This window comes from Candidatus Methanodesulfokora washburnensis, from assembly GCF_003947435.1.
In the GTDB taxonomy this organism is placed as follows: domain Archaea; phylum Korarchaeota; class Korarchaeia; order Korarchaeales; family Korarchaeaceae; genus Methanodesulfokora; species Methanodesulfokora washburnensis.
In genome coordinates, this window is the sequence record NZ_RCOS01000096.1 from 1 (window position 1) to 26,398 (window position 26,398).

General features: G+C 42.9%; 33 protein-coding genes. 18 read left to right on the plus strand and 15 right to left on the minus strand.

All coding sequences use genetic code 11. The annotated features are described in order from the left end of the window. The coding region (locus D6D85_RS07875; protein ID WP_125671512.1) for a nitroreductase family protein at positions 1 to 287 on the plus strand (287 nt) is incomplete at its 5' end. Between the two features lie 17 nt (positions 288 to 304). Here the strand turns inward: D6D85_RS07875 and D6D85_RS07880 are convergent. Next, a complete protein-coding gene (locus D6D85_RS07880; RefSeq protein WP_125671513.1) occupies positions 305 to 1,468 on the minus strand; it encodes a hypothetical protein in 1,164 nt (387 codons plus the stop codon). A gap of 119 nt (positions 1,469 to 1,587) precedes the next feature. Between D6D85_RS07880 and D6D85_RS07885 the strand changes: the two genes are divergently transcribed. The 3 genes from D6D85_RS07885 (at position 1,588) to D6D85_RS07890 (ending at position 3,249) form a co-directional block, all read left to right on the plus strand. Beyond that, complete coding sequence (locus D6D85_RS07885) at positions 1,588 to 1,791, plus strand: hypothetical protein (RefSeq protein WP_125671514.1); 204 nt, start codon at positions 1,588 to 1,590, stop codon at positions 1,789 to 1,791. Between the two features lie 12 nt (positions 1,792 to 1,803). Beyond that, positions 1,804 to 1,932 carry a hypothetical protein gene (locus D6D85_RS17025; RefSeq protein ID WP_272914426.1) on the plus strand — a complete coding sequence of 43 codons (129 nt, stop codon included), beginning with the start codon at positions 1,804 to 1,806 and terminating at the stop codon, positions 1,930 to 1,932. Positions 1,933 to 2,007: 75 nt separating this feature from the next. Further along, entirely contained in the window at positions 2,008 to 3,249 is a 1,242-nt protein-coding gene (locus tag D6D85_RS07890; RefSeq protein WP_161969761.1) for an SPASM domain-containing protein, read from the plus strand. A 1-nt stretch (position 3,250) separates the two neighbouring features. On the opposite strand, the gene D6D85_RS07895 is transcribed toward D6D85_RS07890, so the two are convergent. After that, a complete protein-coding gene (locus tag D6D85_RS07895) occupies positions 3,251 to 3,811 on the minus strand; it encodes a thymidine kinase (protein WP_125671516.1) in 561 nt (186 codons plus the stop codon). Positions 3,812 to 3,886: 75 nt separating this feature from the next. Between D6D85_RS07895 and D6D85_RS07900 the strand changes: the two genes are divergently transcribed. Then, the gene (locus D6D85_RS07900; RefSeq protein WP_125671517.1) at positions 3,887 to 4,498 is read left to right on the plus strand and encodes an endonuclease III domain-containing protein; all 612 of its coding nucleotides are present in this window, start codon (positions 3,887 to 3,889) and stop codon (positions 4,496 to 4,498) included. On the opposite strand, the gene D6D85_RS07905 is transcribed toward D6D85_RS07900, so the two are convergent. Continuing rightward, complete coding sequence (locus D6D85_RS07905; protein ID WP_125671518.1) at positions 4,473 to 4,709, minus strand: hypothetical protein; 237 nt, start codon at positions 4,707 to 4,709, stop codon at positions 4,473 to 4,475. The genes D6D85_RS07900 and D6D85_RS07905 overlap by 26 nt on opposite strands. Before the next feature lie 15 nt (positions 4,710 to 4,724). Continuing rightward, positions 4,725 to 4,982 (minus strand): PqqD family peptide modification chaperone, encoded by a 258-nt coding sequence (locus tag D6D85_RS07910; RefSeq protein ID WP_161969762.1) that lies wholly within the window; start codon positions 4,980 to 4,982, stop codon positions 4,725 to 4,727. Positions 4,983 to 5,061: 79 nt separating this feature from the next. Here D6D85_RS07910 and D6D85_RS07915 point away from each other — a divergent pair, with 79 nt between their 5' ends. Further along, positions 5,062 to 5,766, plus strand: a complete 705-nt coding sequence (locus D6D85_RS07915; RefSeq protein ID WP_161969763.1) for a gamma-glutamyl-gamma-aminobutyrate hydrolase family protein — start codon at positions 5,062 to 5,064, stop codon at positions 5,764 to 5,766. A gap of 46 nt (positions 5,767 to 5,812) precedes the next feature. Further along, positions 5,813 to 6,817 carry a hypothetical protein gene (locus tag D6D85_RS07920; RefSeq protein ID WP_125671521.1) on the plus strand — a complete coding sequence of 335 codons (1,005 nt, stop codon included), beginning with the start codon at positions 5,813 to 5,815 and terminating at the stop codon, positions 6,815 to 6,817. 39 nt (positions 6,818 to 6,856) lie between these two features. Here the strand turns inward: D6D85_RS07920 and D6D85_RS07925 are convergent, their stop codons facing one another. Next, positions 6,857 to 7,534 (minus strand): hypothetical protein, encoded by a 678-nt coding sequence (locus tag D6D85_RS07925; protein ID WP_125671522.1) that lies wholly within the window; start codon positions 7,532 to 7,534, stop codon positions 6,857 to 6,859. A gap of 66 nt (positions 7,535 to 7,600) precedes the next feature. Then, a complete protein-coding gene (locus D6D85_RS07930; protein ID WP_237558794.1) occupies positions 7,601 to 8,260 on the minus strand; it encodes a molybdenum cofactor biosynthesis protein in 660 nt (219 codons plus the stop codon). Positions 8,261 to 8,313: 53 nt separating this feature from the next. On the opposite strand from D6D85_RS07930, the gene D6D85_RS07935 reads away from it, so the two are divergent. After that, on the plus strand, positions 8,314 to 9,738 hold the full coding sequence (locus D6D85_RS07935; protein WP_125671523.1) for a hypothetical protein: 1,425 nt from the start codon (positions 8,314 to 8,316) through the stop codon (positions 9,736 to 9,738). A 1-nt stretch (position 9,739) separates the two neighbouring features. Here D6D85_RS07935 and D6D85_RS07940 read toward each other — a convergent pair whose 3' ends face one another. The 4 genes from D6D85_RS07940 to D6D85_RS07955 form a co-directional block, all read right to left on the minus strand. Beyond that, the gene (locus tag D6D85_RS07940) at positions 9,740 to 11,002 is read right to left on the minus strand and encodes an MFS transporter (RefSeq protein WP_125671524.1); all 1,263 of its coding nucleotides are present in this window, start codon (positions 11,000 to 11,002) and stop codon (positions 9,740 to 9,742) included. Between the two features lie 80 nt (positions 11,003 to 11,082). Further along, on the minus strand, positions 11,083 to 12,033 hold the full coding sequence (locus D6D85_RS07945) for a winged helix-turn-helix transcriptional regulator (RefSeq protein WP_125671525.1): 951 nt from the start codon (positions 12,031 to 12,033) through the stop codon (positions 11,083 to 11,085). A gap of 1 nt (position 12,034) precedes the next feature. Continuing rightward, positions 12,035 to 13,852, minus strand: coding sequence for an arginine--tRNA ligase (locus D6D85_RS07950; protein WP_161969764.1), 1,818 nt, complete (start codon positions 13,850 to 13,852; stop codon positions 12,035 to 12,037). A gap of 10 nt (positions 13,853 to 13,862) precedes the next feature. Beyond that, complete coding sequence (locus tag D6D85_RS07955) at positions 13,863 to 14,060, minus strand: winged helix-turn-helix transcriptional regulator (RefSeq protein ID WP_237558795.1); 198 nt, start codon at positions 14,058 to 14,060, stop codon at positions 13,863 to 13,865. Between the two features lie 92 nt (positions 14,061 to 14,152). Here D6D85_RS07955 and D6D85_RS07960 point away from each other — a divergent pair, with 92 nt between their 5' ends. Next, positions 14,153 to 15,040: an endonuclease V gene (locus tag D6D85_RS07960; protein ID WP_125671528.1), complete on the plus strand. Its 888-nt coding sequence runs from the start codon at positions 14,153 to 14,155 to the stop codon at positions 15,038 to 15,040. Here D6D85_RS07960 and D6D85_RS07965 read toward each other — a convergent pair. The 3 genes from D6D85_RS07965 to D6D85_RS07975 all read right to left on the minus strand — a co-directional run bounded on the left by D6D85_RS07965 (position 15,027) and on the right by D6D85_RS07975 (position 18,326). Continuing rightward, positions 15,027 to 16,055, minus strand: a complete 1,029-nt coding sequence (locus tag D6D85_RS07965) for a glycosyltransferase family 4 protein (protein ID WP_161969765.1) — start codon at positions 16,053 to 16,055, stop codon at positions 15,027 to 15,029. The genes D6D85_RS07960 and D6D85_RS07965 overlap by 14 nt on opposite strands. Before the next feature lie 37 nt (positions 16,056 to 16,092). After that, positions 16,093 to 16,698 (minus strand): hypothetical protein, encoded by a 606-nt coding sequence (locus D6D85_RS07970; RefSeq protein ID WP_125671530.1) that lies wholly within the window; start codon positions 16,696 to 16,698, stop codon positions 16,093 to 16,095. A 65-nt stretch (positions 16,699 to 16,763) separates the two neighbouring features. After that, positions 16,764 to 18,326: a GTP-binding protein gene (locus D6D85_RS07975; protein ID WP_125671531.1), complete on the minus strand. Its 1,563-nt coding sequence runs from the start codon at positions 18,324 to 18,326 to the stop codon at positions 16,764 to 16,766. Positions 18,327 to 18,398: 72 nt separating this feature from the next. Between D6D85_RS07975 and mptA the strand changes: the two genes are divergently transcribed. Continuing rightward, positions 18,399 to 19,268, plus strand: a complete 870-nt coding sequence (gene mptA / locus D6D85_RS07980; protein WP_125671532.1) for a GTP cyclohydrolase MptA — start codon at positions 18,399 to 18,401, stop codon at positions 19,266 to 19,268. On the opposite strand, the gene D6D85_RS07985 is transcribed toward mptA, so the two are convergent. Then, positions 19,245 to 19,994: a phosphorylase family protein gene (locus D6D85_RS07985; protein WP_125671533.1), complete on the minus strand. Its 750-nt coding sequence runs from the start codon at positions 19,992 to 19,994 to the stop codon at positions 19,245 to 19,247. The two genes, mptA and D6D85_RS07985, sit on opposite strands and share 24 nt — an antisense overlap. A 4-nt stretch (positions 19,995 to 19,998) precedes the next feature. Continuing rightward, positions 19,999 to 21,216, minus strand: a complete 1,218-nt coding sequence (gene folP, locus D6D85_RS07990) for a dihydropteroate synthase (RefSeq protein ID WP_125671534.1) — start codon at positions 21,214 to 21,216, stop codon at positions 19,999 to 20,001. 27 nt (positions 21,217 to 21,243) lie between these two features. Here folP and D6D85_RS07995 point away from each other — a divergent pair, with 27 nt between their 5' ends. The 8 genes from D6D85_RS07995 to D6D85_RS08025 form a co-directional block, all read left to right on the plus strand. Beyond that, positions 21,244 to 21,921, plus strand: coding sequence for a 6-hydroxymethylpterin diphosphokinase MptE-like protein (locus D6D85_RS07995; protein ID WP_125671535.1), 678 nt, complete (start codon positions 21,244 to 21,246; stop codon positions 21,919 to 21,921). Then, positions 21,912 to 22,676: a coenzyme F420-0:L-glutamate ligase gene (gene cofE, locus D6D85_RS08000; RefSeq protein WP_161969766.1), complete on the plus strand. Its 765-nt coding sequence runs from the start codon at positions 21,912 to 21,914 to the stop codon at positions 22,674 to 22,676. Before D6D85_RS07995 ends, cofE begins: the two co-directional genes overlap by 10 nt. A 73-nt stretch (positions 22,677 to 22,749) precedes the next feature. After that, the gene (locus D6D85_RS08005; protein ID WP_125671537.1) at positions 22,750 to 24,180 is read left to right on the plus strand and encodes a hypothetical protein; all 1,431 of its coding nucleotides are present in this window, start codon (positions 22,750 to 22,752) and stop codon (positions 24,178 to 24,180) included. A 9-nt stretch (positions 24,181 to 24,189) separates the two neighbouring features. Then, positions 24,190 to 25,059 (plus strand): MinD/ParA family ATP-binding protein, encoded by an 870-nt coding sequence (locus D6D85_RS08010; RefSeq protein ID WP_125671538.1) that lies wholly within the window; start codon positions 24,190 to 24,192, stop codon positions 25,057 to 25,059. A gap of 65 nt (positions 25,060 to 25,124) precedes the next feature. Further along, a complete protein-coding gene (locus D6D85_RS08015) occupies positions 25,125 to 25,559 on the plus strand; it encodes a hypothetical protein (RefSeq protein ID WP_125671539.1) in 435 nt (144 codons plus the stop codon). Positions 25,560 to 25,569: 10 nt separating this feature from the next. Then, positions 25,570 to 25,752, plus strand: coding sequence for a hypothetical protein (locus tag D6D85_RS16835; protein ID WP_153184007.1), 183 nt, complete (start codon positions 25,570 to 25,572; stop codon positions 25,750 to 25,752). Then, positions 25,752 to 26,201: a hypothetical protein gene (locus D6D85_RS08020; RefSeq protein WP_125671540.1), complete on the plus strand. Its 450-nt coding sequence runs from the start codon at positions 25,752 to 25,754 to the stop codon at positions 26,199 to 26,201. The genes D6D85_RS16835 and D6D85_RS08020 overlap by 1 nt, the downstream gene beginning before the upstream one ends. Positions 26,202 to 26,205: 4 nt before the next feature. After that, positions 26,206 to 26,398 (plus strand): hypothetical protein (locus D6D85_RS08025; RefSeq protein ID WP_133308302.1); only part of this gene is annotated, 193 nt, incomplete at its 3' end.

A 26,398-nucleotide genomic window follows, 5' to 3' on the forward strand; every position in this document is an offset into this window, starting at 1 on the left:
TGATGCTTTACAGCATTCAGGATGCCACGATAGCTGCAACTTATGCGATGCTCTCGGCAACAGCACTTGATCTGGGAACCTGCTGGGTTGGAGCATTTGATGACGATAAAGTCAGGGAGGTTGTTGGTGCATCAAAGGATCTGGTTCCTGTTGCAGTGATAACGATTGGATATTCAGCAGAAAGGCCTGAAATAACAGGAAGGAGAAAAATAGAGGAGATGGCTAGCATAGAAGTGCTTGAAAAACCTTTTCCGCATAAAGAAGTTAAAAAAGAGTTAAAGAGGTAGATCTGTATACTTGACTTTTATATTATTTCATCTTTAACCTTTATTTTATATTTATTTAAATATACCGAAGACAATCCTAGATCCTCTGGCACGTTCCATCCAGTCTTCTCGTCGAACATATCTGGAGTTAGATTGCTAACATAAATATTTCTTAAGTCTATGTAACTGAATTTGTAATCGACAAGGTAGCCGGAGACACAAAGTTCAGAAAGTGTTTGTAAAACCTCTGACAAGTCCCCCCAGAAAATTTCCATCAAAGCTACTATTCTCAGTTTTCCGAGCTCCTTTGCAAAACCATGAGAATATATACTTCGATTTAGTGCATAAAGGAATCTTTCCATATACTCCTCTTTATCAAATGTGAATTCAAAGGAGAAAAATCCAGCGAATTCAGGAGAATATCTTGGAAAATAAATATAGTAATCCCTTATCATCTTCCGCTTAATTATATGGTTGTCAAAATGATATTTTAGCCTAGCTGGACTTATTTTTGTCTCTTTGGTCATTTGGAGAAATGGAATTGTAGCATCATCAGCTAATTTAGATAATATATATACATCAATTTTATCTACAGGCACCATAGTTTGCTTTTCTTCTAGCTTCATTCTCTCTCCTTTTAGAAAATCTTTTTTCAGTTCACTTGGTGCATAGTCCCATATTTTATAAGTAAGGCTTAGCCTAGAGAAATCTAGGGTTGGAACTATGAAGTCTGTAAGATATAACAACTTCAAAGATTTCTTCTCCTCCTCCAGTAGAATACTGCTAATAATATCAGATAATGAATGTATTTTTTGGTTAGGTACTATCATTTGGACCATAAGCCCACTTATATTTCCGTATGTTCTATAGATTTTCTTGGGAATCTTCATTGATATTAAAGCTTTTTTAACAGGTTCTACCCTTACATGACTAAGTGGAAGGAACAATACGGTGTTTGTCAGACCCATTGAGGAATATGAAGGTAGGGCTCTAATTACTAAGCCTGTCTTATTTTTTATTACATTAAATCTGTAGCTGACCTTCTTGGGATCTTCCCCTACATATCTAGCGATTCTCGACATATTTCTTGGGCCGATCTTCTTTATTGCATCTATTATTCTCAAGTTGGTGTCATCTAATACTAGGGATATTTTTCTAAAATACTCTATATATTCATTAGATACTATCTTTGCTAAGTTCATATAGGATCCCCCGAGCTAGTAGGTCAATGCTTCTTTAAAATTTTCCGAAATCTTCTGGCATATCTTCCGAAATTTTTTTAAAGAAGAAGTTCCTGCTTAAGTAGGGTGATGGTATACCCATGAGAGATCGTGGAAGACTTGCTGTTTCGGGCATTATTGTCCTTTTAGTAGCTGTTATAGCTTGCAAGATTGTTGATCCAGGTCCTCTCTCAACCTCAGCAGCTCCAGTTGGCAAGATTGTTGATCCAGGTCCTCTCTCAACCTCAGCAGCTCCAGTTGGCAAGATTGTTGATCCAGGTCCTCTCTCAACCTCAACTGGCTGAAGAGGTGTAGCTATGGTCTACAAGCAGGAAAAAGCAGCTCTTGGCTCCAAGTTTGGCAGGCCTACTGTCGAGAAGTTAATGGTATACTTCAGCTTGGCCGTCAACATGAAGCCAAAGATGCAGAGATGCCCCGACCTCTAACCTTTTTTGGTGTCCCCAATGTCTTTTTCTTTATCTCCCACAGTTAGACTGAATAGGGAACTCTACGGAGTAGTTGTGAACAACGTTGATTTTTCCAGCTCGTATGTTGTTGATCCTTTGTCAGGATATGCCCTCGTTCTTCTGGCAAAATATGGCTATGATTATGCTCTTGACAAGCTATCCAGATCAATAGGCTGGGATAAAGCTGAAACCGTGATTTCCAAGCTCCATGAGAGAATCCCAGAGGCATTCATCAGGGTAGGTAAATATTCTAGGGACTACTCCTTTTATTTCGAGAGACTTGATGAGGAGAAATTTCTCTATAACATAAATCTGGAGGACTTCATGAAGGCAAATCTAGGCTATAGGATCTCATCCGTTCCTGAAAGGGTTTATGTGAGGGATGAAGGAGGGATAAGCCCGGCAAGAGTGGTGGATTTCATTCAGTTAATGTCCAATGATAGGAGGCAGATCCCGAATCATCTGATAGTGCTTGGGCTGAAAAGATCCTACTTTGCTGAGTATCTGGTGGATAAAACTCCGGATTGGATATTCAAGGAGCTCCTGATAAGATGGCCTCCCGAGGATCTGGATTATGAGGAGATGGATTTCGACAAGGTGACTCTTGTAGTAGATCACTACTCCTTTCTCAACAGCACAAACTCTGTAATGGATTTTCTGGATAGGATCAGCAGGAGAAGGACGCAGGTGAACTATGTAATCGCATCTGAAGAGGGGGATTCATACAAATCCCTTTACAGGCTTTTAGGGGCCTCTGATATCCTTTCAATAAGGCCTATAGAGATGGAGAAGCTTTCTTGGGCAAAAATTCCAACTTTCCATGCGATAAATGAGGCATATGAAAAGATCTCCTCAATTTTAGTGTCGTTAAGAAGGGAGAGCGGTTATTTGATATATAAAGAAAAACAGCTCGTTGACTTATCCTACTTGGAGGACGTCGCCCTCAGGAGAAAGGCAAGAACAGTTCCCAGATCGGAGAACAGATGCCAAGCATATAGAACTCAGATAGCGATAATGCCAAGCGGGAATGTGCTCGGCTGTCCATGGATTCCGGATGTTCCTGAGCTCTCTTTAGGAAATATACTTAGGGATATATTCAGGGAAATATGGAGCAGAGCAGATAAGCTCGCATTTCCAGAGGTATTTGAGCAATCTAGCTGCTCCAGCTGCAGGTATCTTGAGATATGCAGCAAGTACTTCGGCTTCTGCTATGCTTGGAACTTATTCTTATATGGAGCTCCTCTTCAGCAGGACAGATTTTGCTATAGAGAAGGTCAGCCAACAGTTACCGAGTAGATCAATCAATTACTATGTGATGAGCCCTGCATCTCGGCTCATAACTCTCCTTTCCTGCAACCAATATCGTCGGGCTTGTTTTTGGGGCAGGCTTTCCATCTATCAACCTCTGGCTCATTGTAGCCGGGCCTCCGCACACAGTGCAGACTGCAGTGAGCTTCACCACATCATCAGCTATTGCCAATAGGTATGGCATCGGTCCAAATGGATCTCCTCTGAAATCCTTGTCAAGACCGGCCAGTAGAACCGTTTTTCCGGATTTAGCAAGGTCTTTTACCACACCCACTATGCCCTGATCAAAGAACTGAACCTCATCCACTGCTATTACATCCGCATCATCTGGAATAAGCGATCTCAGCTCATCCGAGCTGCTCACTGGTATTGCCTCCATCCTTCTCCCATCATGGCTTACAATTTCCGCATGAGAATACCTTGAATCAATGCTGTGCTTGAATAAAACAACTTTCTTCTTGGCCAGAAGGTATCTCTTCACCTCTATCAGAAGCTCGTCTGTCTTTCTGGCGAACATAGGCCCTGTGAATATCTTTATCCATCCTCCCATAAGCTACAGTGCAGGGTGATATAGATAAAGAATGAGGAAAGAGCAAGGGAAATTCTGAAGATCTTAGAAGAAAATATGGAAATAAGAAAGGAGGATTTCACTGCTTTAGCTTCAAAAGACCCTTTTGAAATACTGATAGCCACGATTCTATCCCAAAATACAAATGATAGAAACTCTCTAGCCGCTTTCAATGAGCTGAGGAATAAAATAGGGATAAATCCGGACTCACTGTCAAGGGCTGAGGAAGAGGAGATAGCCGATGCAATAAGAATAGCCGGCTTGTACAGGACAAAAGCTAAGGCAATAAAGGAGATAGCCAGAGAAATAAGGGAAAAATATGGAGGCGATTTCAGAAGAATATTATCCCTTGAGAATCCGAGGGAGGAGTTGTTAAAACTGCCAAAAGTTGGGGAAAAAACAGCAGATGTTGTTCTTCTGTTCTCCGGTCGTATGAATACATTCCCGATAGATACTCATGTGAGAAGGGTAGCTAAAAGGCTTGGCCTCTCCTCCGGTAGCTATGAGGAGATGAGAAGGGATCTAATGGGTTTGTTCAAAGGCAAATGTCTGGAGGCCCATCTTCTCCTCATACAGCTTGGTAGAAAGTACTGCAAAGCCAGAAAGCCTCTCTGCAATGAATGTCCTGTTAGAAACCTTTGTCCTACAGGGATGAAAGGATCTCTCTGATCAGCCTGTCCTGCGGATCTCCAAGCCATCTTGGCCAATCCTTCATCTCCTTCAGCATTTTTAAGAGCTCTTCCTTTGTTCTAGCCGTTCTGTATATCTGTAAGCCTATTCTATTTCCATCGTATAACCTGATGAAAGCCTTATACATTTGATCTCTTGAATCCTCTACTATCTCAAACTTCACTCTAATATCTCCTTCTGATCTCTCCATCGGAGGAGAACACCCTCACCTCTTCTCCACAAGCCCCTCGTTCACAAGCGATTCAAAGAACTTCTCTATCTCCTTCAGGAGCTCTGCCTCATTGTCTATCACGAACTCCTCCTTCAGAAGATCTACGACCCCCTGAGGAGTTCTCCAAGAATCTACTATGAGGCTCAACACTATAGCTGCTTCATCGCTGAATTCGTATTCGTTGCTTGTGTTCTCGTCATGAAGAATGTTCCCCTCAAGATGACAACTCTCCTTGAGATGATATTCGGCCAAACATTTCACCTGAGCTTCTCAGCAAGTGTTTCTATAAAACTTTTTCGGCATATTTTTAATAGCTGGTTTTGCGCTTTGCTTGGGTGATAAGCTGGTTCTCATAGGGATAACTTCACATTATAATTGGGCAGAGGGTTTTATTCAGCTCAGGGAAAGATATATAAAGAAGATTTCTGATGAAGGGGCAAGTGTGCTGATAATTCCACCTATGTTCTCGGACGAAATAGCCGATTCCTTGGACGGTCTCTTGTTATCTGGAGGGGATGATATTGATCCGAGGTTTTATGGAGAGCCTCCTAGGGATGTGGGCTCCATTGAACCAATGAGAGATGAGGCTGAGATAAGGCTTGTCAGGGAGTTCATAAAGAGAGATAAGCCTGTGATGGGCATCTGCAGAGGAGCTCAGGTGATCAATGTATCGATGGGTGGCACGCTAATTCAAGACATAAAAACAGAGGTAAGCGGAGCTATAAAGCACTGGTGGTCAAGAAGGGAGTCTGAGGTCCCATATTGGTATCCCACTCACCGAGTTAGAATAGAGAAGGACAGCATGTTATTCAACACAGTAAAAGAGGAGGAAATATGGGTAAACAGCTTTCATCACCAAGCCATAAAAAAGATTGGATCAGGATTAAAAGCTGTTGCATGGAGTGATGATGGGATAATAGAGGCCATAGAAGCGGAAAAGGGCTTCCTTCTTGGAATTCAGTGGCATCCTGAGGGAATGGAAGATGAACCATCTAAAAGGATATTCAGATCTTTTGTTGAGGCCTGTAAAAGATGATTTCAATGTTAGAAAAAGTTTTTAGCATGAATTCCATCATGTGATTATGCTGAGAATAAACTTCACATCTCAAGAGCTTCCTGTATGCTTCCTGACAGACAGGGATGTAGAGCAAGCAATGGGAAACAAAATAGAATTTCTAAAAGAGCTTATATCGATAACAAGGGAGATACTTTCGGATTTAAGGCCATATGCCTTCGACAAGATATCTCTATATGCTAGAACATCGGATCCCGCTTATCCCACTAAAATAAGGGCAATGGCTGGATGTTATGGCAGGTACTCTGTGGTGAGAAGTTTTTCAGCCAATGAGAGGAATAGGGAGATGGGGAGGAGGAGATCAAACAATTTCTGTATCATATACGATAATGAGACAACGGACATTGTAGCGATAGCTGAGGGCAACTTGATATCAGATTACAGAACTGCAAGCATAGCTGTTGTTGGACTGGATGCTGTCATGAAGGGAGATTACACCGTAGCTGTTTTAGGAGCAACTGGATCTGTCGGAAATGCAGTTCTTCAGTCGCTCTCAGCTCTAGACAAAAAGCCAAGAAAAGTGATAATATCGGCAAGAGGAAGAGGTGGGTTCTCCAACGTTAAGGAGAGGCTAGAAGATTACATAAAAAGGATAAAAGTTGATCTGGAGATAGAGCCATCGGAGTCCATAGAGAAGTGCATTAAGGGAGTAGATGCTGTGATAGATCTGATCTCCATGCCCAAACCGGTTTCCTTAGTGAAAGAGGGAATGCTTCCGGAGAAAGTCACATATATAGATGTGGGAAAGAATGCTCTTGATCATGAGTTCGCAATGAAGTTTGATACCTACGTATTTGATAGCGTAGAGCTCAGAAAACTTCCAAGTCCGGCCACCTTCGCTCTGAGCATAAGAACGATGCTTGCTGAGAGAAATTTCAGAGTTATGGAGATAGGGGACATACTAACTGGAAGGGAAAGGCCAGGGGATATGACGTTGATAACTGTGCTTGGCGTTCCTGTTGTAGATGCAGCTTTCTGTCAGATGATAATGAGGAGGTTATCTTTAATATAAGAATAACTTTTAGCTAATTATTACAAAATAGTATTAAAGCTAAATCTCTATATCCGCCTCATTCACTCTTAGATAAGCGGCTATCAGCTGCTTTGAGGCACCCGGCTCGGCCTTTCTTATCTCATCCACCGTCCTTTTCAGGTATTCTCTGTATTCAATGGAGGTTTCCCAGTATCTCTCGAAGTGGCTTATAAGCAAATTAGCTAGAGTCTCGGATTTTACCAGATGACCTACTCTTGTGGGCTCGACCTCCCCCACTCTCTCGGGCAATCCAAGCACTATGAGCTCTCTATCCACCACCATATACCTCAGGTCATAAACTATCAGACCATCATGGTATCTCACTTCTGCACCACTGTTAACATACTTTGATCCAACTGCCAGCTTATCCTTTCCCTTTGGCATGAGATACTGAAGCTTAACTCCTCTAGAGCTTGCCTCCTTCATGCACTTGAGAAGCTCATCAAAGACCATTAGATCCTCATCTCTCGGATAAGTGCCGGTCACTATTGCCTTGACCTCCTTTTTAGATGATCTCAGTGCCTCCATAACTGTGCTGAAGTACTGCTGTCTGGTCAGCACTCTAATTGTGTCCTGAAGGCTTTTTAATGCTCTTTCCCTCATTTTCCACTCCTTTTTTGTCAGTAAAAGTAGTATTATAGTCGCAATAAGAAGGATAGACTCTACTACTAGGAGGGATATTGTTATTGCTTCCATTAGCTGGAGGGAAGCGCCTCATATTTTTAATTTTAGCTATGTTGAAAATCGATTCTCTACACCAGTTTACTTTGTCCTCAGGAGACTTCTCCTCCTCTCTCCCTCTATCCAGAAGCTTCCTTGATCAGTGACCTCAAGCTTCCATATAGGAACTCTCTTCTTCACCTGCTCAACAGCCCATTCAGCTGCTCTAAAAGCTTGATCTCTGTGCTCTGCTCCTACAGCAACGAGAAGAGTTTCCTCTCCAGGGGAAAAAGTCCCTATCCTGTGTGTTATAACAACTTCATGAACACCGCTCATCTTCAGGGCTTCCTCTCTTATTTTCTCAAGCTCTTTCCTTGCCATGTCCTCATAAACCTCATAAGAGAGCTCTTTCACAGTATATCCCTCGTTTTTCTCCCTCACAACACCTATAAACATGACTACAGCCCCCACCATTCTCGATGACTTCACCTTTTTGAGGGCTTCATTTATATCAAAGTCCTTGGATAGATAAGCTCCACCGCTGACAGGAGGAAATATCGCTACGGTATCCCCATCAGATAGAATTTGTTTTTCATCCACTCTTCTGCCATTTACAGCAATCATTATATCAACTCCTCTTATCAGATCTTCGATATTCCTCAGTAGATCTTCTACTCTAGATCCATCAGGCAGCTCCACGCTTATTTCTGGACCTCCTGCTCTCTCCTTTAAAGAGCCAAAGAATCTAACTCTGACCTGCATATAGAACCATCCCTTGGAAAAAGTTAATCTTTACCCCTATGCTATAGGGAAGGATGGCATCTGAATATGTGCTTGATGCTCTGATAAGCTCTGGCATAGATGAGAGAACTGCAAGGGTGATAATGGAGAGAATGCATAGATTTGGGCTTATGGAGGAAATAGAAGGTCTCTACTCAGCATATAAAGCGATAAAAGATCGTTTGGAAAATCTGAAGGATCCTGCAATACGGGAGGAAATGAGAAAGATAGAGGAGGACATGAAGAAGTTGATAACAGACATAGGAAGGGATCCATTTTTCTCCAAGCTAGCTCATCTATCCCTTAGGGTCGAGATACCTCTTAGTGCTGTTGTTCCCTATAGGAGTAGAATTGCAGGAATCAGAGAGAGACTTGACAGCATGAACTATACTCTCTCAACAGCTGAACCGAAGGAAATATATGGAGAAATATCAGAGGTGGAGAAAGAGATTGAAAAGAGAGAATCCCAAGGAATGGATGTGAGCTTTCTGAAGGACAGAATTAACAGATTGAAGGGGATCGCAGGAAGAGGAACTCCTTATACAAGGAGATATGTGGAAGCTGAAGTGAAATCGATAAGGGACAAGTTAGTTAAACTAGATGATATAGTGGCTAGAAGAGAAAGGTTGATATCGCTGCTTCCAAAGGTCAAAGAGATCTGCTCCTACTTGGACAGTATTTCTGGGACAGATGCCTTCTCATTGCTCTTCAACTCCATGTCAAATAGACTTATCTCTCTTGCTATAAACTCTGAGGAAGAGTTAAACAGCGCTGATGGTGATTTATCAAATTTCGATAGCTTGACAAATGTCCTTCTTCAGATATACCCTCTCTTTGAGAGAAAGCTCAATCTCTTCGAATATCTCGACATGATAGAAGGTTATGAAGGTCTTTCCGACGCAATAAAAGGTATTCTGAAAAATGAGGATCTGCCAAAGGAGCTCAGAGCGGCAAGGGCTCTTGAGATCCTTAAAGACAAGATAAGGGGAATAGATGAATTTGTTGAGGCAAGAAAGGAGCTTAAAAGACTTTATCCATTCTGGAAGTCGTATATAATGGATGAGCTAAGAAACAAGGGATACGCTGTCAGAGTGGATGAGCTTGAGAAGATACCGAAAAGATGGAGGCACATGATAGCTAGGATGCTGTCCGAGGAGAATGAGGACATAATATTCGAGAACGGATTCATAGTTCACAGCAGAGCTTACTCCGATGAGATCCTCAGGAAGGAGATGGAGCGCATGAAGGAGGAAATTGAGACGATAAAGGGGATAGTATCAGGACTTATGAAACTTGGAGTCAATTTAAGCGATAAATTACTTGAGATAGAGCAGATAGAATTGAAATTCGATGAGATATCTAAGGGAGAACCGGGGGTTAGGATCATAGCTGAGGTAAAGCAAGCAAGAAAGCTGATAAATGAGCTCAAGGATTGGATTATCTCCAAGTTTGCCTCTTAAACTATCTGGATAGCTCCTCCAGCGTCCTTCTCTTTGTTTCTATTCCGAGGATTAGTGTGGAGATCGATGCTAGCATATGGACAGCGGAAAAAACAAAAAATACAGTTTCCAGCCCATATTCCATCCATATAACTCCAGTGAGGTAAGGAGCTAATATTCCAGCGATTCTTCCCACTCCTGCGGCTGTTCCAGAACCAAAGCCTCTTATCTCAGTAGGATAGAGCTCAGGAGTATATGCATAAAGGCCAGCCCAGCTACCAAGATTGAAGAACGATATTATACAGCTATATAATAAAATAGATGGAATATCTCTGGCTGTTGCAAACATAAGACTTCCGATGCCAGCAAGAGTAAGGTATACAAACAGTGTTTTCTTTCTCCCCACGCTATCTAAGAGGAATGTAGCTGAATAGTACCCCGGTATCTGCATCAGGGTGACGAGGAGGGTGAACTCGATGGATTTAACGTAGGCTATTCCCATATCATAATAAATCGATGGAAGCCAGATGAAGATACCATGATACGTGTATACGAGAGAGGCCCAGAGGATCCACAAAAGAAGAGTTCTTTTTCTCAGTTTTTCTCCAAGTATATCCGCCATGCATTTTGTATATGCCTTTTTCCTTACCTCCACTTCTGGAAGGCTTAAGCCAAATCTGCTGGCTATATCTCTGGCTACATCCGCTCTTCCGGATGAAATAAGGTATCTCATTGACTCAGGTGTTAGAGATAAAAGCGGTATAAGGAACAGCGGCAGGCACCCAAGGGCAAATGTAGCTCGCCATCCAGCAAACGGGACTACGATCCAGCTGATGAACATGGCTAGCAGCACTCCATAAACCCATGAGGTTTCAACTAATCCCAAGAACATTCCCCTATATCTCTCAGGTGCGTACTCTGCGGTATAAACTCCTGGCTGAGGAAGAGCACCTCCTAATCCTATTCCAGCGATGAACCTGAGAATGATCATCTCGCTTAAGCTTGCTGTAATGCCACACAACCCTGTGAACAGAGAGAATATTGCAACGGTGATGCCCATCGTGTTTCTCCTTCCAATTCTATCAGCTAGAATTCCGAATGTCACAGCTCCCAAGAACATACCCACATAACCTGAACTCGCCAGCAGACCCTGCTCTGGCCTGCTTAATCCCCATTCCTTGGCTATAGGAACTAACAGTGCTCCGATGAGCATTGTATCCATAGCAGCGAATGCATACACAAGACATGAGATCAGAAGAACTCTGTAATGTATGCCTCTTGGCATAGAAGGCCTAAAAATATACACTTAATAAACAATTATGCCTTGACTTTTAATGCCATCAATTTAAGGAATCGAGGCAAGAATTACCTCCTAGCATAAACCTGCTGCCTCGGATTTCTGGGATCCAGAGATCTGGATATAAGACCCCTTCTTAAAAGCTGAGATATGGCATATCTGACAGTTCTCTCTGGAAGAAGTGTCCTCTCAATAATTTCCTTCCTAGAAAGAGGACCCTCATATTCTATTACTTTCAGTATAAGCTTTGCACTAGGCGGTAGTTTCAGGATCTCCTCTGTAACTTTCTTTTTTCTAGTTATCTTTCCCTTTGAGAGAATCTTCCTCTCAAACCTTATTATTCTTATACTATCTCCTTTTCTCACTTTGACATCGGATCTCACCTTAACTCTCTCTATTCCATCCACTATAGCCTCACACTCATACCTGCTTCCAATATCTCTTATCGAAATTAGGCTTTCTCCCGGGGCTACTATTGGTCTTCTTCCTGGATCTATGGAATTTACAGGAACTATCAATATGACATCCGCGTTCTTTATCACAACAGGTCCTCCAGCAGACATAGAATAAGCAGTTGATCCAGTGGGCGTTGCTATTATGATGCCATCGGAGTAATCCCTGAAGAGCTCGTCCCCATCCACTTCTAACACATATTCCATGGGAACTGCGCTCTTAGAGGGAAAAATAGCCACTTCATTCAGTGCAGGAGGCATTAGATTTCCGTCTACCTCAATGCTCAATCTCATTGCTTCCTCTAGGATATAATCTCCCGATACTACCTTTTTAATCGCTTGATGAACCTCATCCACTCCTATTTCTGAGAAAAAGCTGGGACCTGAATTTCCTATGGGAAGAACTAGCTTCCCTTTTATCCTATGTAAAGCCTCCAGAAAATCTCTGTCAGAACCAAATATGATGATTATATCAGGGTCATCAGATATAGCTCCTCCAAAAATCTCTATTTGAGTTTCAAGCCAAGATTTTACCTTTTCATCTTGGGAAATGACTCCAAATCTCAACCTACATCCTCTCCATTCTAGGTATACCAGCTATATCCATGAGAGATCCCAGTGACTCCTTGAATGCCTCAACTAGCTTTAACCTTGCATCTCTCAATTTATTCTCCGATTGTATCACTGGAATTTCCTCATAGAACTTGTTAAACTTCTTTGCCATCTCATTTGCATGCTGCACGATAAGATCCGGTCTCAATAGATCTACTGAATCCCTGAGGATCTTGGGTATTCTTGCTATCAAGAGGATAAGATCCTCCTCCAGCCCTGAGCTGAGAAGCTTGGTATCGTAATCCTTTGGCACATAACCGGCTTTTCTGAGTATGCTCACAGCTCTTGTGTAAGAGTACTGTATAAATGGGCCGCTGTTCTCCTCTAGATTTAGCACTCTATCCCAGTTGAACTGAAGCTTCTTCTTGGGATCTATAGATAGCATTGCGTATCTGAATGCTCCCACTGCCACCTTCTCGCTTATGTCCTCTTCTATATCTCTTCCTGCTATTAGCTTTGATGCCCTTTTTGCAGTTTCATCGAGAACTTCATCTACAGTTATGTATATTCCTTTCCTTCCCGACATCTCCCCCTCAGCCAAGCTGACAAGCTCATATCCTAGATGGATTATTCTATCAGGATCAAGGCCAAGGAGGGCAACACCCACCCTCACCTGAGATTGTTCCATTGTCTGCTCTGCTCCCACCACATTATAGCATCTTTCAACTCCTATCTCCACCAGCTTTTTATACGAATATGCTATATCAGTCATCGTGTAAAGCCACGTTCCATCAGACCTAGAGAGATAAAATCTCTCCGGTAGATTTTCTGGCACTTTTATTCCCTTTTCTCTCGCTTTGTTCATATCTAAGTACACAGCTCCATTCTCCTTTGAGGTATACGGTTGTAACATGAGGGCTACTTTCTCCACTAGACCGCTCCAGATCATGTCGCTCTCCCAGTCATATTCATCATGTTCTATACCTATTCTCCTCAATGTCTGTCTGAATCCGCTTATGACTTCCTCAGCTGAACTTCTGAGAAGCGATTTTATCTCCTGCTCCCCTCTCTGATATCTTCTGAGAATTTCATAGACTTCCTCCTCAGGATTATTCATGCTCATTATCCTCTCAACTATCAAATCAACTAGCTCCGGATCCTTCCCTCTAATCCTTTTTAGGTTGTTTTCAGCTTCCTTGTTTCCCTTTTTCAGCTCTATTGCTTGATTAACAGCTGCATATATCAAGCCATACCAGTGGTCCACTTTTCCTCTTGGCTTCTCCCCGACTATCTGTTTGCCCAATGCTATATATGCGCTCTGCAGACCGCAATCGTTGACTAAATAATGCCTCCTCACGTTGTATCCCATGAAGGAAAGAATTCTTGCCAACGTATCCCCTATCACAGAGTTTCTCCCACTCCCTATATGAAGAGGGTGAACTGGATTCGCACTTGTATGCTCCACCATCACATTTCCAGAGAAAAGTCCTCTTCCCAGCTGTCCTTTGGTTGCCGCCTCTATGACCTCTCTGGAGATCAATGGAATATCTAGCCTGACGTTTATATATCCTCCCTTTATTCTGATCTCCTCTACTCCTTCTATCTTTTTCATTCTCCCAGTTATCTCCTTTAAAATTACCTCTGGACTTTTTCTGGTCTCTTTTGCTAATTTAAATCCTATTGATGTCCCTATATGTCCAAGGCTTCTATCAGGAGTCTCCTCAAATCTTATCTCTGCAGCATCAAGCGATATGCCAACATCCTGAGCAGCTCTAGATATCTCCTCAGATAGGGCCAGTTCTACACCGGAAAGGGGATCTCTTCTGTCGATCAAGGGGAACACCTCACTCTATAGCTGACTCTCCTGCTTTGCTGAGCTCATATTTTCCATTCTTCTTCTCAACTAGGCCTAATTTAACAATATATCTCATTTTTGCAGCGACCTTTTGGGCAGATACTCCTATATCATTGGCTATCTCTTTGCAACTCGATGGTCCCCTCTTTTTTATTACTTTTAACACTTTTATTGTGAAGTCATCCATGCTCAACTAATCACCTTGATAACATCCTAAACGCGAATTTAAAAGAGTCCTCATTATATATTTATATCAGCTCCATTGCCTTTGGTGGCACCTTGTCTGAGGATCTCTCTGTACTGGACAGGGAAGTAGCATCAGTTATATCAAGTATCCCTAGGGGGAAAGTGACAACAATAAAAACTATAGCAGAATCACTCGGGGACAAAAGAGCGACTTTAGCCGTATTCCTCTCGCTAAAAAAGCTAAAGAACAGGGGAATAGAGGGATGGCACAGGGTTGTCAGGGAGAATTTGCAAGCAGATCCGGATGCAATACCCCTGCTTAAAGCAGAAGGTGTCACTATAAGAGGAAATGCTGTTGACAGATCCTTTATCACGGGAAGAGTGAGAAAATCCGCAATTCTTCTCAGGATGAGATATGCTCAGAGGATGATGAGGGACTCTCTTGTCTTAAAAGAGGTGGGAGATGTGAGAACGGCAGCAGGCGTTGATGTTGCTTATGTAGGGGATGTGGCCTTTGGGGCATGTGTTGTGATGGATAGAAACTTTAATGTAGTTGAAAAGAGTGTAGTAAAGGTAAAAGCTCTTTTTCCATACATACCCACCTATCTCGCCTTCAGGGAGTTTAGGCCTATGTATCTGGCTGCAAGAAGGTGTGAATTTGATGTGCTTTTTGTGGATGGTCATGGACTACTTCATCCAGAGCTATTTGGCGAGGCATGTCACCTAGGCGTTGCGCTGAGAAAGCCAACAATAGGAGCTGCTAAATCCCTGCTAGTCGGAGAAATATATGGAAACAAGGTGTTTGTGAACGGGATACATCTGGGTTGGGTTCTGGGAGGCAGCTACATATCGCCTGGAAACATGATATCAATAGATGATTCTCTTAAAATATCAAAAATGTTTTTATTAAATCGCTCTCAACCAGAGCCCTTGATCCTAGCACACATGGAATCAAAGATGGCCAGCACTAAACAATCCTGAGGAACTCTTCAGCTACATCCCTCCAGCTTCTGCTCAACACTCTATCCCTTGCTATTCCTCTGAAGGAATTCAATTTCTCTCTGTTCTCCTTTAATTCCCTTATTGCCTGCACTGCTTCCTCAACACTTCCCACCAATATGCCATCTCTTCTCAGCACTTCTGGTATTGCTCCCACGTTAGCTGCGACGACAGGAACTCCTGCAGCTAGAGCTTCTGCTATGACAAGCCCATAACCCTCAAATCTTGGCATATGAAGAAATACATCAGATGCGCTCATCAGAGGGATAAGCTTTTTATGATCAAGATTTCCAAGAAATCTCACTTTTGCCCCGGACTTCCTAGCTTTTTTCTCCAAAAATTTTCTCAAAGGACCATCTCCAGCTATCGCAAATTGAGCATCAACTTTGGAGGCAACTTCTACAACGAGATCAACTCCCTTCACTGGGACTAAAGAAGCAGCAGATAGTACAAGAAACTCATCAGAAAAGCCGAACTCAGATCTAACAACATCTCTTTCTGGGATGTTAAGGAATTCATCTCTATCAACAGCTCCAGGTATCACTGTAGATTCAACTCCGAAGATACTCCTTACCCTCTCAGCTATATACCTGCTCACGGAAACAGTTTTTCCCCTACTTAGAGATTTTCTAACAATGGATTTTAAAATTCTCCCCATAAATATATCCGTTCCATGAAACACAATAATGCCTTTCAACGAGGAGATTCCCAGAGCTGCCCCAGCTGTCTTCGCATAATTAGCTATGATAAGATCGAATTTCCTGCCCTTTCTCTTCATCCACATGCCAGCATTTATTATGAAACTTGTCCCTCTTATTAGCTTCACCTTAGGAGTTCTTAGCTGATGGACCACCTCTCCAAAACAGGAAGAAGATCCACTATAGCTCAAAACCTCTACTTCATGTCCCATCTTAATGAACTCTCTTGAAAGGTATGTGGAGTAGAGCTGAACTCCTCCTCTTTCAGGGTAGTGTGCTCCTACTATCAGAACTCTCATACGAAACTTTAGGCTCATAAGATAAAAATGTGAGCAGTTAAGCTGTGCTCTTCTGCATATCCCACAGCTTAATACTCGATATCCCGACCTCTACCCTAGTTCCATCTTCAAATAAAGTAATAGACCTCACCACGATGCTGAACCCTCCTATATCTGCCATCCAGTACTCCCCTTCTGCCACTGGAGTGAGGATTCTTCTCGCTAGATCAGAAGTTCTAACTCTGTAGCCCATAGCTTTCACAGTAATATCCCCTAGACGTATCTCTTTTCCTCCTATTAGCTCTATTTTTCCTATTCTATCTCCTAGTGCTTTCCACTCCTCTATATTGTTGTCCTGTTGTTGCAGAAATATCCTCACAGGAGTAGTTGTCTGCATGTAAAAAGCCTTTAGATCCTCTCCCCTATAGTCAAACAGGGCAAATTTCCCTGAAACAGGGCTTCCATCCTCCTTAGATATGTGAATTGTGGCTCTTGCGGCTAGATCTGGATTCCATATTTGTATTACCCAGCAGGGGATGGAATCAACTAACTCCTCCTTTAGGACAAGAACATTGCATTTATACTCTCTATCTGGCATCTTTATCTCTATCTGAAACTCCTTTGCAATAGATATCAGGTCCAGTAGGCTTGTAGGCCTTCTCATATCTTCTTCTTCCTAGATCTAGTTAAATAGTTCTAGTTTAGTATTAAAAAATAAAAAGTTATATGCTACAGGAGCTCCAATACTCTTCCAATGCCTCTAGTTGTCCCCTCTCTGAATATGAACACATCGCCCTTCAATATGTACTCGGGTCTATGTAAAAACTTGAAGACGACCTCTCCGGAATCCCCCGTTCTCATGTACTCTTTACTAGATTTAATTAATCTAGATGTCTGCTTTATAGTATGGACATGTATTACAGGTTCATAGCCAACTCTTATCGTGGTAGGATGATGGAGCACCTTTATCTCAGCCTTGAACTTCCAAGTAGCTCTTACTTCCCTGCCACTGCCAAGAAGCACCATGCCCCTTCTTACATCTTCTTGATCCACACCTGTTATTGCAAAGCCCGCCATCTCTCCGGCAACAGCTCTGCTTACGGGCAATCTATTCACCTGTATAGATCTCACTCTCACTGTTTTGAAGCTTCCATCATCAAAGGGCCCTAAGAGAACCTGATCTCCCTCCGAGACAGATCCGTACTCTACAAGTCCTGCCACAACAAGCCCTGCTCCAGGTATAATATACTTTTGGTCTATATAGCAGAGGAAGCCTTTCTTAGCCCTCTCCTTCCATGCAACTCTGGGAGGAAGCATGTTAAGAAATGATTTTAGAAGGCTCAGACCCTGGCCTGTCACATTTGATACTAAAAATATTGGAACTATCTTTCCGTGGGTCATGTATCTTGCGGCAACAGCCGCATCATTGAGCTCCCTTACTATAATGGGAATCCTGTTTATTCCCGGAAGTTTGAGAATTTTTATCACATCCCTGAGGTTTTTCATTGCTACTTCCCTTGGAGTTGCATCAATTTTCGTCATCACTATAACTACGGGTATTCCCAGAGCTATAGCTATGCCCAAATGCTCCTTAAAGCTGCCAATTATCCCTGCATTAGCTCCAACTACAAGCAGTGCGTAGTCAGGTAGACTTCCTAGGACTCCTCTAAGAGTTGTCTTGAGGTATCTGAAGTGTCCAGCCAGATCTATTAAGTTCACGAGCTTCGATGATTTCATGTAGATCTCCGGTTCATTATATGGTATTGAATCATTAACGCTGTTGCCCTTATCGTCAAAACCAAGAATGTGAATCGAGACAGAGCTACTCCTTCTCATCCTCAGCTCATGCGGGTATCTTGCAACAGCGCTCATGGCAGAGCCATTTCCATCATCAAGTTTCCCCGTAACTAGCACTCCCTTGAGGGTGGATTTTCCAGCATCCACATTGCCCAGTAGAACTAAGTTCATCATTATAGGAGGAACATCTCTGCTTCTTCTCACCAAAAGCTCGTATACATCTCCTCTTTTTCCTCTTTCCTTCCTTATTACTATGTAAGTGGCACCTATCATCTCGCATATTTTATCCATTGCCTCAAAGGATTGTCTAGCTTCCTCCTCATTTAGTCCCAATAGTTGACCGTCATTGCTCACTCCAAGCTCATAGAAGGCCTCTCCTCCACCCTCATTTATTCTATACATCAACTGGGTGGCCAGCTCCTCCAGTCTCTCCTTTGAATTTGGCTTTACCATCAGCTTATACTCTATGTTTCCCTCTTCTTTCTCCCTCTCCATACCTGATTCAAAAACACTCTGAATATTTAATCATAACAGAAGCTTTATAGCCTGTTCGGGCTCGGTGCGAGTATGAAGTTCCCTGCAAATCTGATCGAAAAGGCGAGGGATATACACTCCGATAGACCAAAATACTGCTTCAGATTGGATAAAGTTGGGGCTTCAGGGCTAAAAGTTCCGATAAGAGTGAATGGATTTGTTCTGCTGGGAAACGTGAATGTCTACACCAGTTTACCTGATAACAGAAGGGGAGTGGATCTAAGCAGACAGAATTCTGTAGTGTATCAAGTGGCTAATTCAGCTAGATCTCTTGAGGAGTTTGTTATTTTGTCGGCTGAGGAGCTTCTGGACGTTATTCCATACTCTGATGCAGCTGAGGTCTCAGTAGAAGTTGATATTCCCCAAGATGAAGCAAATGCATTCGGAAGCTACAGAACTATGATTTCCTCCTTTATATCTAGAGCAGACAAGAGGAAGAACAGGACCAGGGTTGAACTTGTTGGAATAACAGCATGTCCCTGCACTCAAGAGCTCATAAGGACATATCTTGCCGATATTGGTGAAAGCACATCCATACCCGCAACTCATACACAGAGAAGCATTGGAATCCTTGATATAACCCTCAAGGAGGATCATATAAGCCATAGAGATTTAGCTGCCATAGTAGAGGAGTCCATGAGCTCTCCCACAAGAACTCTTACAAAAAGGCCTGAAGAGGCCTCTCTTGTGATGTTGTCTCTCTTTAACCCAAAACTTGCTGAAGATGTCGTCAGAGAAATGTTATTTTTGCTTCTTGAAAGATTTCCAAGGATACCAGATGATGCATACGTCATCTCATCCGTCAGAAGCTTGGAGAGCGTTCATAAACATGATATATATGTAGAGAGATCCGCTTTTGTTGGGGATCTGAGAAGGGAGCTAGAGGGAAGCAAGCGCCCTTAATGCCACCTTGACAAGAATATCCTCTCCTTTCATGTCTTCTGATATGACCAAGAATATACCACCGGCTTTTATCTTTCTTCCGGAGAGATTGTATCTTGATGCCAACGCGAGAATCACTGAAAGCTCCATCTCAGTGCAGAGAACGCCAATATTCCTCAGATATTCCAAGTTTTTCCTAGCTTCATCAGGATTTATTGATGCTTCTGGCTCCTCAACTTCGTATAGTGCGTCCTTAGAATGTGTCAATCCCATGTGAAATCTGACCCCAAGCTCCAAGCAGGCATTTCTCAGAGCATTGACCACATCTTGATCGGGAATAAGGGGAAATCCATCTCCGATTATTTTCTTTGAAACGCACTCCTGTGCTATCACCCCTGTGGATATTACAAGATCTCCTGCACGAACCTCCCTCTGCAGGCTTCCAGATGTACCAGGCCTTATCAGGACAGCATATCCCTTGCTGTAATCTAATGCTTCTATAACCTCTCTGACTACAATTGCTGCTGAGCTTGGACCCATTCCCGTATCCACTGCTGCAACATCCACTCCTCTATAGGATCCAACTACTACAAGCTGTCTTTCATCAGCCATAACTCTGGAATTCTCCAGAAATCTCTGTATCAGCTTAACTCTACTTCTAGATCCTGGTAAAAGAACTCTAGGAGGAAGATCACCTCTTCCAACTCTTATGTGATGCAGCTTCCCATCGCTATCGAAGAACACCATCGCATCACCTCGACATCAAGCTTGATATAGCTTCTTTTACAGATAAAAACTCTTTTGATAAATTTTTTCCCTCTTTTGCATTAAGCTCCATCTTTTCCGCAAGCCTTCTCAGCTGTTTCATGTTCCCTGCTATAACTAGATCCACTCTTTCCTGTCCAAAGACTATCGTGCTTGCCGGAACTGCTGCATCCCCACCAGAAGCAAGCATCTCCTGTTTTATCACTATTGCGACTGGATTGCTCACCCCTCTAATGTATAACACCCTAGTCTCTGATTTGGAGGCCACTTCCCTAGCACCATATGGATGTGCCCCTATTCTCAGATATAAATCCTCAAAATCCTCTTCTTTCATTCCTACAGGCATTAGGTAAGCTTCTATATCCTTCTTGTATACTTCTATATTTTTTCTCATGAATTCAGCTATCTTAACTGCTTGAACTGTTTCCCAGACATCATGAGTTCTCACGACACTAGCTCCATTGTAAACTGCTATTGCAGTCGCTGCTATGCTCCCAGGAAGCCTTCTTCTTGGATCCTCCTCTCCAGCTATTTTCCCTATGAAGGACTTCCTTGAGACGCTCACACAAATAGGTCTTCCCATTATCAACAAGCTACTCAATCCTCTCAGCACCTCGGAATCCCAGATGTACCAAGGCTTATCCTGTTGTCTGAAGAATCCTATGAGAGGATCCACTACTATCCTGTCCTCCTTTATTCCATAGGCTCTTCTTAGACCTTCTGATATGAATCTTCTTATTTCTTTTAGTGGATTGGAGCTTTCCGGTCTACCAAAAGCCCCCATTATAAGGGAGAGATCCATGGAAGATACGAGGTCAGCCATTCTATCATCCGATAATCCAGAGACATCATTTACTATAGAGGCCCCAGCCTCCACTGCTCTCAACGCAACTTCATATCTCTTGGTATCAATGGATATTGGAACTCCTAAATCCTTTATCCTTTTTATAGCTGGAACCACTCTTCTGATCTCCTCTTCCTCACTCACGTAAGTGTTTAGATAAGGTGCTGTGCTCATTCCTCCTATGTCTATTATCGACGCTCCTTGTTCCACCATTTTTTCAGCTATTCTTAGAGCTTCCTCTGGGCTTTTTGCCACAGAATCCTTGTAAAAAGACTCTGGACTCAGATTTATTGCCCCAATAACTTTAACAGATTCTCCTAATCCCACTTTTACTCCTGATAGATCGGCTTTCAGAAACATTTTTCTTACCCCCTATCTTTAGGACTTGTGAGAGAGATAGATTTAGGTCTATGGATGCCCATCTATATGAGGATAGCTGCTGAACTTGGTCTAGATGTAGAGGCTGATAGAGAGGCCACTATCCTGATGGACAGGCTTATGACAGGAAAAGAGGACAAAACTGATGAGCTAGAATATCTTCTCAAAAATGAGAGAGTGATTATCCTAGGAAATGGACCCTCTCTTCCCAAAAATCTGGAAGACCTTCATGGAGTGGTGATAGCTGCAGATGCTGCAGCATCTGTATACAAGAGAGTGGTGAGAAAGGAGCCCGATATAATAGTTACAGACTTGGATGGACCCCCTGATATACTGGAAATGGGGTCACTAAAAGTTGTGCACGCTCATGGGGACAATATGGATAGACTTAGAAAGTTCGTTCCTCTCATGAAGGAACTAGTTGGCACCACTCAAGTCGAGCCAGTGGGCAAAGTTCACAACTTTGGGGGGTTTACGGATGGGGATAGGGCCGTCTTCATATCGATGATGGCTGGAGCTAAATCAGTTGTTTTAATCGGAATGGACTTTGATTCCGTGACGGAGTATGACATATTAGCTGGAAAGGACCTGATAAAAAAGAGAAAAAAGCTTGAGATAGCGAAGTGGCTTATAGAAATTGCGGGGAAGATGGGATGCCCTTTAGAGGAGGTGAGCAAGTGGAGGTAATACCAATAAAATCCTCAGTGATATCAAAGGGGGATGATGTAGTGAGCATTCTTCTTTCTAAATGCAAAGTTGAGGATGGGGACATAATAGCAATAGCAGATAAAGCTATAGCAGCAGCACAGGGGAGATTTATCAGATACGAGGACATAAAACCATCTGATAGAGCTGTTGAACTTGCAAAGGAGTCAGGACTTGAGCCCGGATTCGTGGAGCTCGTCCTGAGGAACTCTGACATAGTTTTCGGCACTGCTTATAGGACGCTTCTAACTCTAAAGAATGGAATTCTGGTTGCGAATGCCGGTATAGACCACAAGAATGCTCCAAAAGGGTATGCGGCATTATGGCCGGAGGATCCAAATAAGGAAGCTGACAGAATAAGGGAGGAGATAGAGAGAAGAACAGGAAAGAAGGTGGGTGTAATAATAGTGGACAGCAAACTTTCCCCCCTCAGAATGGGAACTACTGGTTTTGCCCTTGGAATGTCTGGATTCAAGGGGATAAGAGATTTCAGAGGAAAGAGGGATATATACGGAAAGAAGATATTGATGACAGTGATGAACTTGGCTGATGCCCTCGCTGCAGCAGCGCATATCTTCATGGGGGAAGGAGATGATCTTGTGCCATTTGTCCTTATAAGGGGCGCTCCTGTCGAAATGGGCCAATTTAATCCAGATGAGTTGAAGATAGAGCCGGAGAAGTGTGTTTACTTCAGGCCGCTATACTTGTCTAGATTGACGGAAAGAAGCACTTCTTAACGTTTGCTCAACTGAAACTTTCCGTTAAATTTTCACATACCTTCTAAGTTATAACTCAGTTGTAGCTTTTGTCATGAGGAGCATCTTCATAATCTCGCTTGGGATAGTTTTGCTCCTGCTATTATCAAGCTTTGTCAGCATAATTCCAGTTTATGTGGGAAAGGACGAGCTTTTCAACGAGTTCAATTTGGTGAAAAGGGATGTGGAAAGAGGAGTTCCATGGGAGAAGATAAGAAAAGAGGTTATAATGCAGGGATTCTATCTGACAAATAGCGGATCGTGCTTCAACTTAACCCAAGGAGACTCCTTCATATCAGCCTGTCTACCATCAGGGAGTAATAACAACTGTCTCTTTCTTCAGACAGATGTTGAGCCAAAGATAACTTACGTTGGGGAGAATGTGAGCTACAGAGCATTTGGGATATCATTATGCAGAAAGGGAGTTGAGATGAAGGCTTTCCTCCTGCTTCCTTCTTCCTGCCCTCTTTCCCCCTACATCACTCCATCTCGTCCTCCTATAGCCCCTGTTCCCATGCCTCCGGATGGCTCCTCCCAAAGTAGGATTAAGAACATAATCCCCAGCGATAGATGTGTTCATATAAACTTCAATTGCACTAATTGTATATCGCTGGGATGCTGGACTGGGGAGTATGAAGCCAGCACCGAAATGGAGATAAAGCCGACATGCTTCGGAAACTACACTATTGTGACAATATTGTCGGATGGAAAGGAGGAGATAAGATCTGATGCCACCTTCTTGGCCATGGCAGTGTCAGTATCCGCTAAAGCGGATCCAGACAAAGTGAAAAGTGGGGAAAAAGTCAAGCTAATTGGATCTGCCTCGGCTTTTTATGACGTTATAATGTCGTATCAGGCATTTCTTCTGACCCCCTATGGCAGGATTTTCCTAGATGAAGGAGCTGGAAATTATACAAAAATAAATAAAACATATTACTATACTCCACAAAAAGAAGGATCCTATGCATTTATGTTTGTTGTACACGATAAATATGGAAGGGAATTTCAAGCAAAGGCCTCTTTCTCAGACAGCAATGAGGGCGGAAGATCTGGTTCTAGCTGCCCAACTTTTGCTCTTAGCGTATCAGGAGATAGATACAGGGGTTATACAGTTACAGTCACATATTATCTGGAGCAGATATGGAATGTAGAGCTTTGTGTTGATGGAAGATGCTGGAGCAGCCATTCCAGCCCAGTAGTAGGGTGTGGAGCTCTATCTGTTGGAGGATTTGATGGAGATACATGCCATTATGCCTCTGCATCCGGATATGGAAGAACTAGTGCCAGTGCCAGCAGGAGTTTTGGGGCATGCAGTTCAAGCGGGAGTTCCTCCTCATCATCTCCTCCATCACCTCCCCCATCACCGCCTAGGTCGCCGGTAATCTCTCCTACGAAAAGCTCTACAACAGTGAATAGAGAGCCTAGTAGGAATACCGAGCTAAAAATCCCTGAAAGGGTATTTGAGAGGAAAATAAGAATGGTATGAGGTGATAAAATGTGTGTCGCGTTTGGCCTTCAAGGAGGAGGTACAGGAAAGACAACGATAAGCTTCAATGTGGCAGTTAAAATGGCCAGGGAGGGGAGGAGAGTCTTTTTCATAGGAATGGACATGGGAAGACAAAGTGCTGTATACCTATGGGATAAAAGAGTTGCTGATCATATATACAAAGGCGAAATAGCTACAATAAGAGAATACTTCAAAGGAAAGGCAAGACCTCTGGAGATAGCCTACGAGAGCAACATGGTAAAGAACCTCTTCTTTGTGCCGGCTGGGCATGGAAAGATCGAGATGAAGGAGTTAAGGAGATCTGCTGACATGTTCTCCAAGCTCGTGTCCGAGTACAAGAAGTATGGAAGAGTTATTGTGGACTGCCCCGGATCAGGAGGCCTTTCCTCAGTACTGGATTATTTAATGATATTTTCCTCCTGCGATAGCTTCGTTCCTGTTGTTGAGCCGAATGAGGCGAGCATAACAAATGCCATAAGGCTTGCAAACATGGCTCATCTCTCAGGCATTCCCGTCAACTTAGTTGTGCTGAATAAGGTTAAGGACGGCAATCAGGATATGATGGAGAGGGCTAGGAAGATCCTGACAGCGGAGGGGGATGTTATATTGGTGAAGTACAGCGATAGATTTGTGGAAGCATATGAGAGAGGAGCACCCCTTGTAGATCTATATCCAGAGAGCGATGAGGCCAAATCTATAGCAAGAATAGCAGAGATAATTGAGAGGAGAGCTGTTCCTATGGGAAAAGCTGGACCTGAAAGGATAAGGACAGCTCTGAGTATTATAGAGGGACAAGAGGTGGCTGAGATAGACCTGTCTATACTCAGGCATGTGAAAAACCTGTTCAGGAGAAAATAGTTTCCACCAATTTCTCCTTTTTTCTTGGGTATATCTCCAGATTATTTGATCAGCTGGTGTAGATCATGAGAACAGTGTTTGTTGAGGTTGGCCTAATCCTAGTAGGCCTCACAATGGTAGCCGGGCTTTACTTCTGGGGACAGGGAAAGGTAACTGAGATGTCAGGTGCTGTTGCTGGCATAATGCCCAAGACAATGATAAAAATAGTTGGGGTTGATGTACAGGATGATAAGATCACTGCTGTCACAGTGCAGAACATAGGAAGCTCTGCTGTGTCCGTAGGCAGCACAAGCAACTGGATAGTAAGCATAAAAAGGGCAGATGGAAGCAGGGTATCACCTTCTGTGACCTCATTATCCCCTTCATTGAGTTCTCTAAAACCTGATGAGGTGCTAAAGATAGTAGTTAACCCAACTCCGCTTTACTTAGACAAAGGACCAGCAAGCATAATGGTGAGCGGGCCAGGAGGCGTATCCGCGTCCTATACAATAAATCCTTAGGGGGATCTTCTTGAGGAAATCCTCTCGTGCTATAGCAATAATGTCGATGTCAAATCTGCTCGTTGTCCCTCTGAGATTCTTAGCTAAGGTATTCCTTTCTTATAGTGATTTCAGTGCATCAGAGCTATTTCTATCATTATTTCTCATTCTGATATGGACTTCCGGGGCTTTGGTCATCTGGGGGATTGATTGATGGATTCAGTGCTACCAGAGCTACTTCTCCTCTTGGCTGGGATGATAATGCTGTCCTTATCCCTGCCATCGCTAATGGCTTACTCTAACGAAAGGATCGACAAAGCTAGGTATGAAGTTCTTTTATCTGAAGTGATTAGGCTCTCTGATATCTTAAACAAGGCCTTGATGATGGGTAACGGATCAGTCCTGTATGAGAGTGTGAACTTTGGCACTCCGGTGAGGATATCCTCTCAAGGAAGCAGGATGATCTTAATCAGCAATTTGGGATATAGAGAGTTAGGCGTTGTATATAGTTGTAGTGGTTTTAATGTATCAACATATAATTACAATGGTAAGCTGGCATTCCTCTTCTCAGGCAGGTACAAATTTGATGTAAGAGGCATCGTATCGGATAAAGCCAAGGTAACAATAGAGTTCTCCAACGGCTGGAAAATGACGTTCTGGTGAGCATATGAGAACAGCACTTTATCTGGTCTCCATATCCATTGTCCTTCTTGTATTCTTTGTAAATGGGGCTTCTTTAATAAGCTCTATTGAGGCCAGAAATCAGGAAGAAATAATAAAAATGCCGAGAATAGATCAAGATTTAAGCAGTTATGGCATCTCCTGTGAGTTGGGTTTGCTTAACAAGCTTGTTCACGTGG

What these genes read in the sequence shown, in the direction of transcription:
- D6D85_RS07900 (WP_125671517.1), top strand. Translation starts at nt 3,887, where the DNA reads ATGGAAATAAGAAAGGAGGATTTCACTGCTTTAGCTTCAAAAGACCCT.
- D6D85_RS07925 (WP_125671522.1), bottom strand. Translation starts at nt 7,534, where the DNA reads ATGGAAGCAATAACAATATCCCTCCTAGTAGTAGAGTCTATCCTTCTT.
- D6D85_RS08020 (WP_125671540.1), top strand. Translation starts at nt 25,752, where the DNA reads ATGGATTCAGTGCTACCAGAGCTACTTCTCCTCTTGGCTGGGATGATA.
- D6D85_RS08005 (WP_125671537.1), top strand. Translation starts at nt 22,750, where the DNA reads ATGAGGAGCATCTTCATAATCTCGCTTGGGATAGTTTTGCTCCTGCTA.
- D6D85_RS07905 (WP_125671518.1), bottom strand. Translation starts at nt 4,709, where the DNA reads ATGGAGAGATCAGAAGGAGATATTAGAGTGAAGTTTGAGATAGTAGAG.
- D6D85_RS08010 (WP_125671538.1), top strand. Translation starts at nt 24,190, where the DNA reads ATGTGTGTCGCGTTTGGCCTTCAAGGAGGAGGTACAGGAAAGACAACG.
- D6D85_RS07985 (WP_125671533.1), bottom strand. Translation starts at nt 19,994, where the DNA reads ATGGTGTTCTTCGATAGCGATGGGAAGCTGCATCACATAAGAGTTGGA.
- D6D85_RS07965 (WP_161969765.1), bottom strand. Translation starts at nt 16,055, where the DNA reads ATGAGAGTTCTGATAGTAGGAGCACACTACCCTGAAAGAGGAGGAGTT.
- D6D85_RS07885 (WP_125671514.1), top strand. Translation starts at nt 1,588, where the DNA reads ATGAGAGATCGTGGAAGACTTGCTGTTTCGGGCATTATTGTCCTTTTA.
- D6D85_RS07935 (WP_125671523.1), top strand. Translation starts at nt 8,314, where the DNA reads ATGGCATCTGAATATGTGCTTGATGCTCTGATAAGCTCTGGCATAGAT.
- D6D85_RS07955 (WP_237558795.1), bottom strand. Translation starts at nt 14,060, where the DNA reads ATGGATGACTTCACAATAAAAGTGTTAAAAGTAATAAAAAAGAGGGGA.
- D6D85_RS07975 (WP_125671531.1), bottom strand. Translation starts at nt 18,326, where the DNA reads ATGGAGAGGGAGAAAGAAGAGGGAAACATAGAGTATAAGCTGATGGTA.
- mptA (WP_125671532.1), top strand. Translation starts at nt 18,399, where the DNA reads ATGAAGTTCCCTGCAAATCTGATCGAAAAGGCGAGGGATATACACTCC.
- D6D85_RS07920 (WP_125671521.1), top strand. Translation starts at nt 5,813, where the DNA reads ATGCTGAGAATAAACTTCACATCTCAAGAGCTTCCTGTATGCTTCCTG.
- D6D85_RS07895 (WP_125671516.1), bottom strand. Translation starts at nt 3,811, where the DNA reads ATGGGAGGATGGATAAAGATATTCACAGGGCCTATGTTCGCCAGAAAG.
- D6D85_RS07970 (WP_125671530.1), bottom strand. Translation starts at nt 16,698, where the DNA reads ATGAGAAGGCCTACAAGCCTACTGGACCTGATATCTATTGCAAAGGAG.
- D6D85_RS08015 (WP_125671539.1), top strand. Translation starts at nt 25,125, where the DNA reads ATGAGAACAGTGTTTGTTGAGGTTGGCCTAATCCTAGTAGGCCTCACA.
- folP (WP_125671534.1), bottom strand. Translation starts at nt 21,216, where the DNA reads ATGTTTCTGAAAGCCGATCTATCAGGAGTAAAAGTGGGATTAGGAGAA.
- D6D85_RS17025 (WP_272914426.1), top strand. Translation starts at nt 1,804, where the DNA reads ATGGTCTACAAGCAGGAAAAAGCAGCTCTTGGCTCCAAGTTTGGCAGG.
- D6D85_RS07930 (WP_237558794.1), bottom strand. Translation starts at nt 8,260, where the DNA reads ATGCAGGTCAGAGTTAGATTCTTTGGCTCTTTAAAGGAGAGAGCAGGA.
- D6D85_RS07940 (WP_125671524.1), bottom strand. Translation starts at nt 11,002, where the DNA reads ATGCCAAGAGGCATACATTACAGAGTTCTTCTGATCTCATGTCTTGTG.
- D6D85_RS07880 (WP_125671513.1), bottom strand. Translation starts at nt 1,468, where the DNA reads ATGAACTTAGCAAAGATAGTATCTAATGAATATATAGAGTATTTTAGA.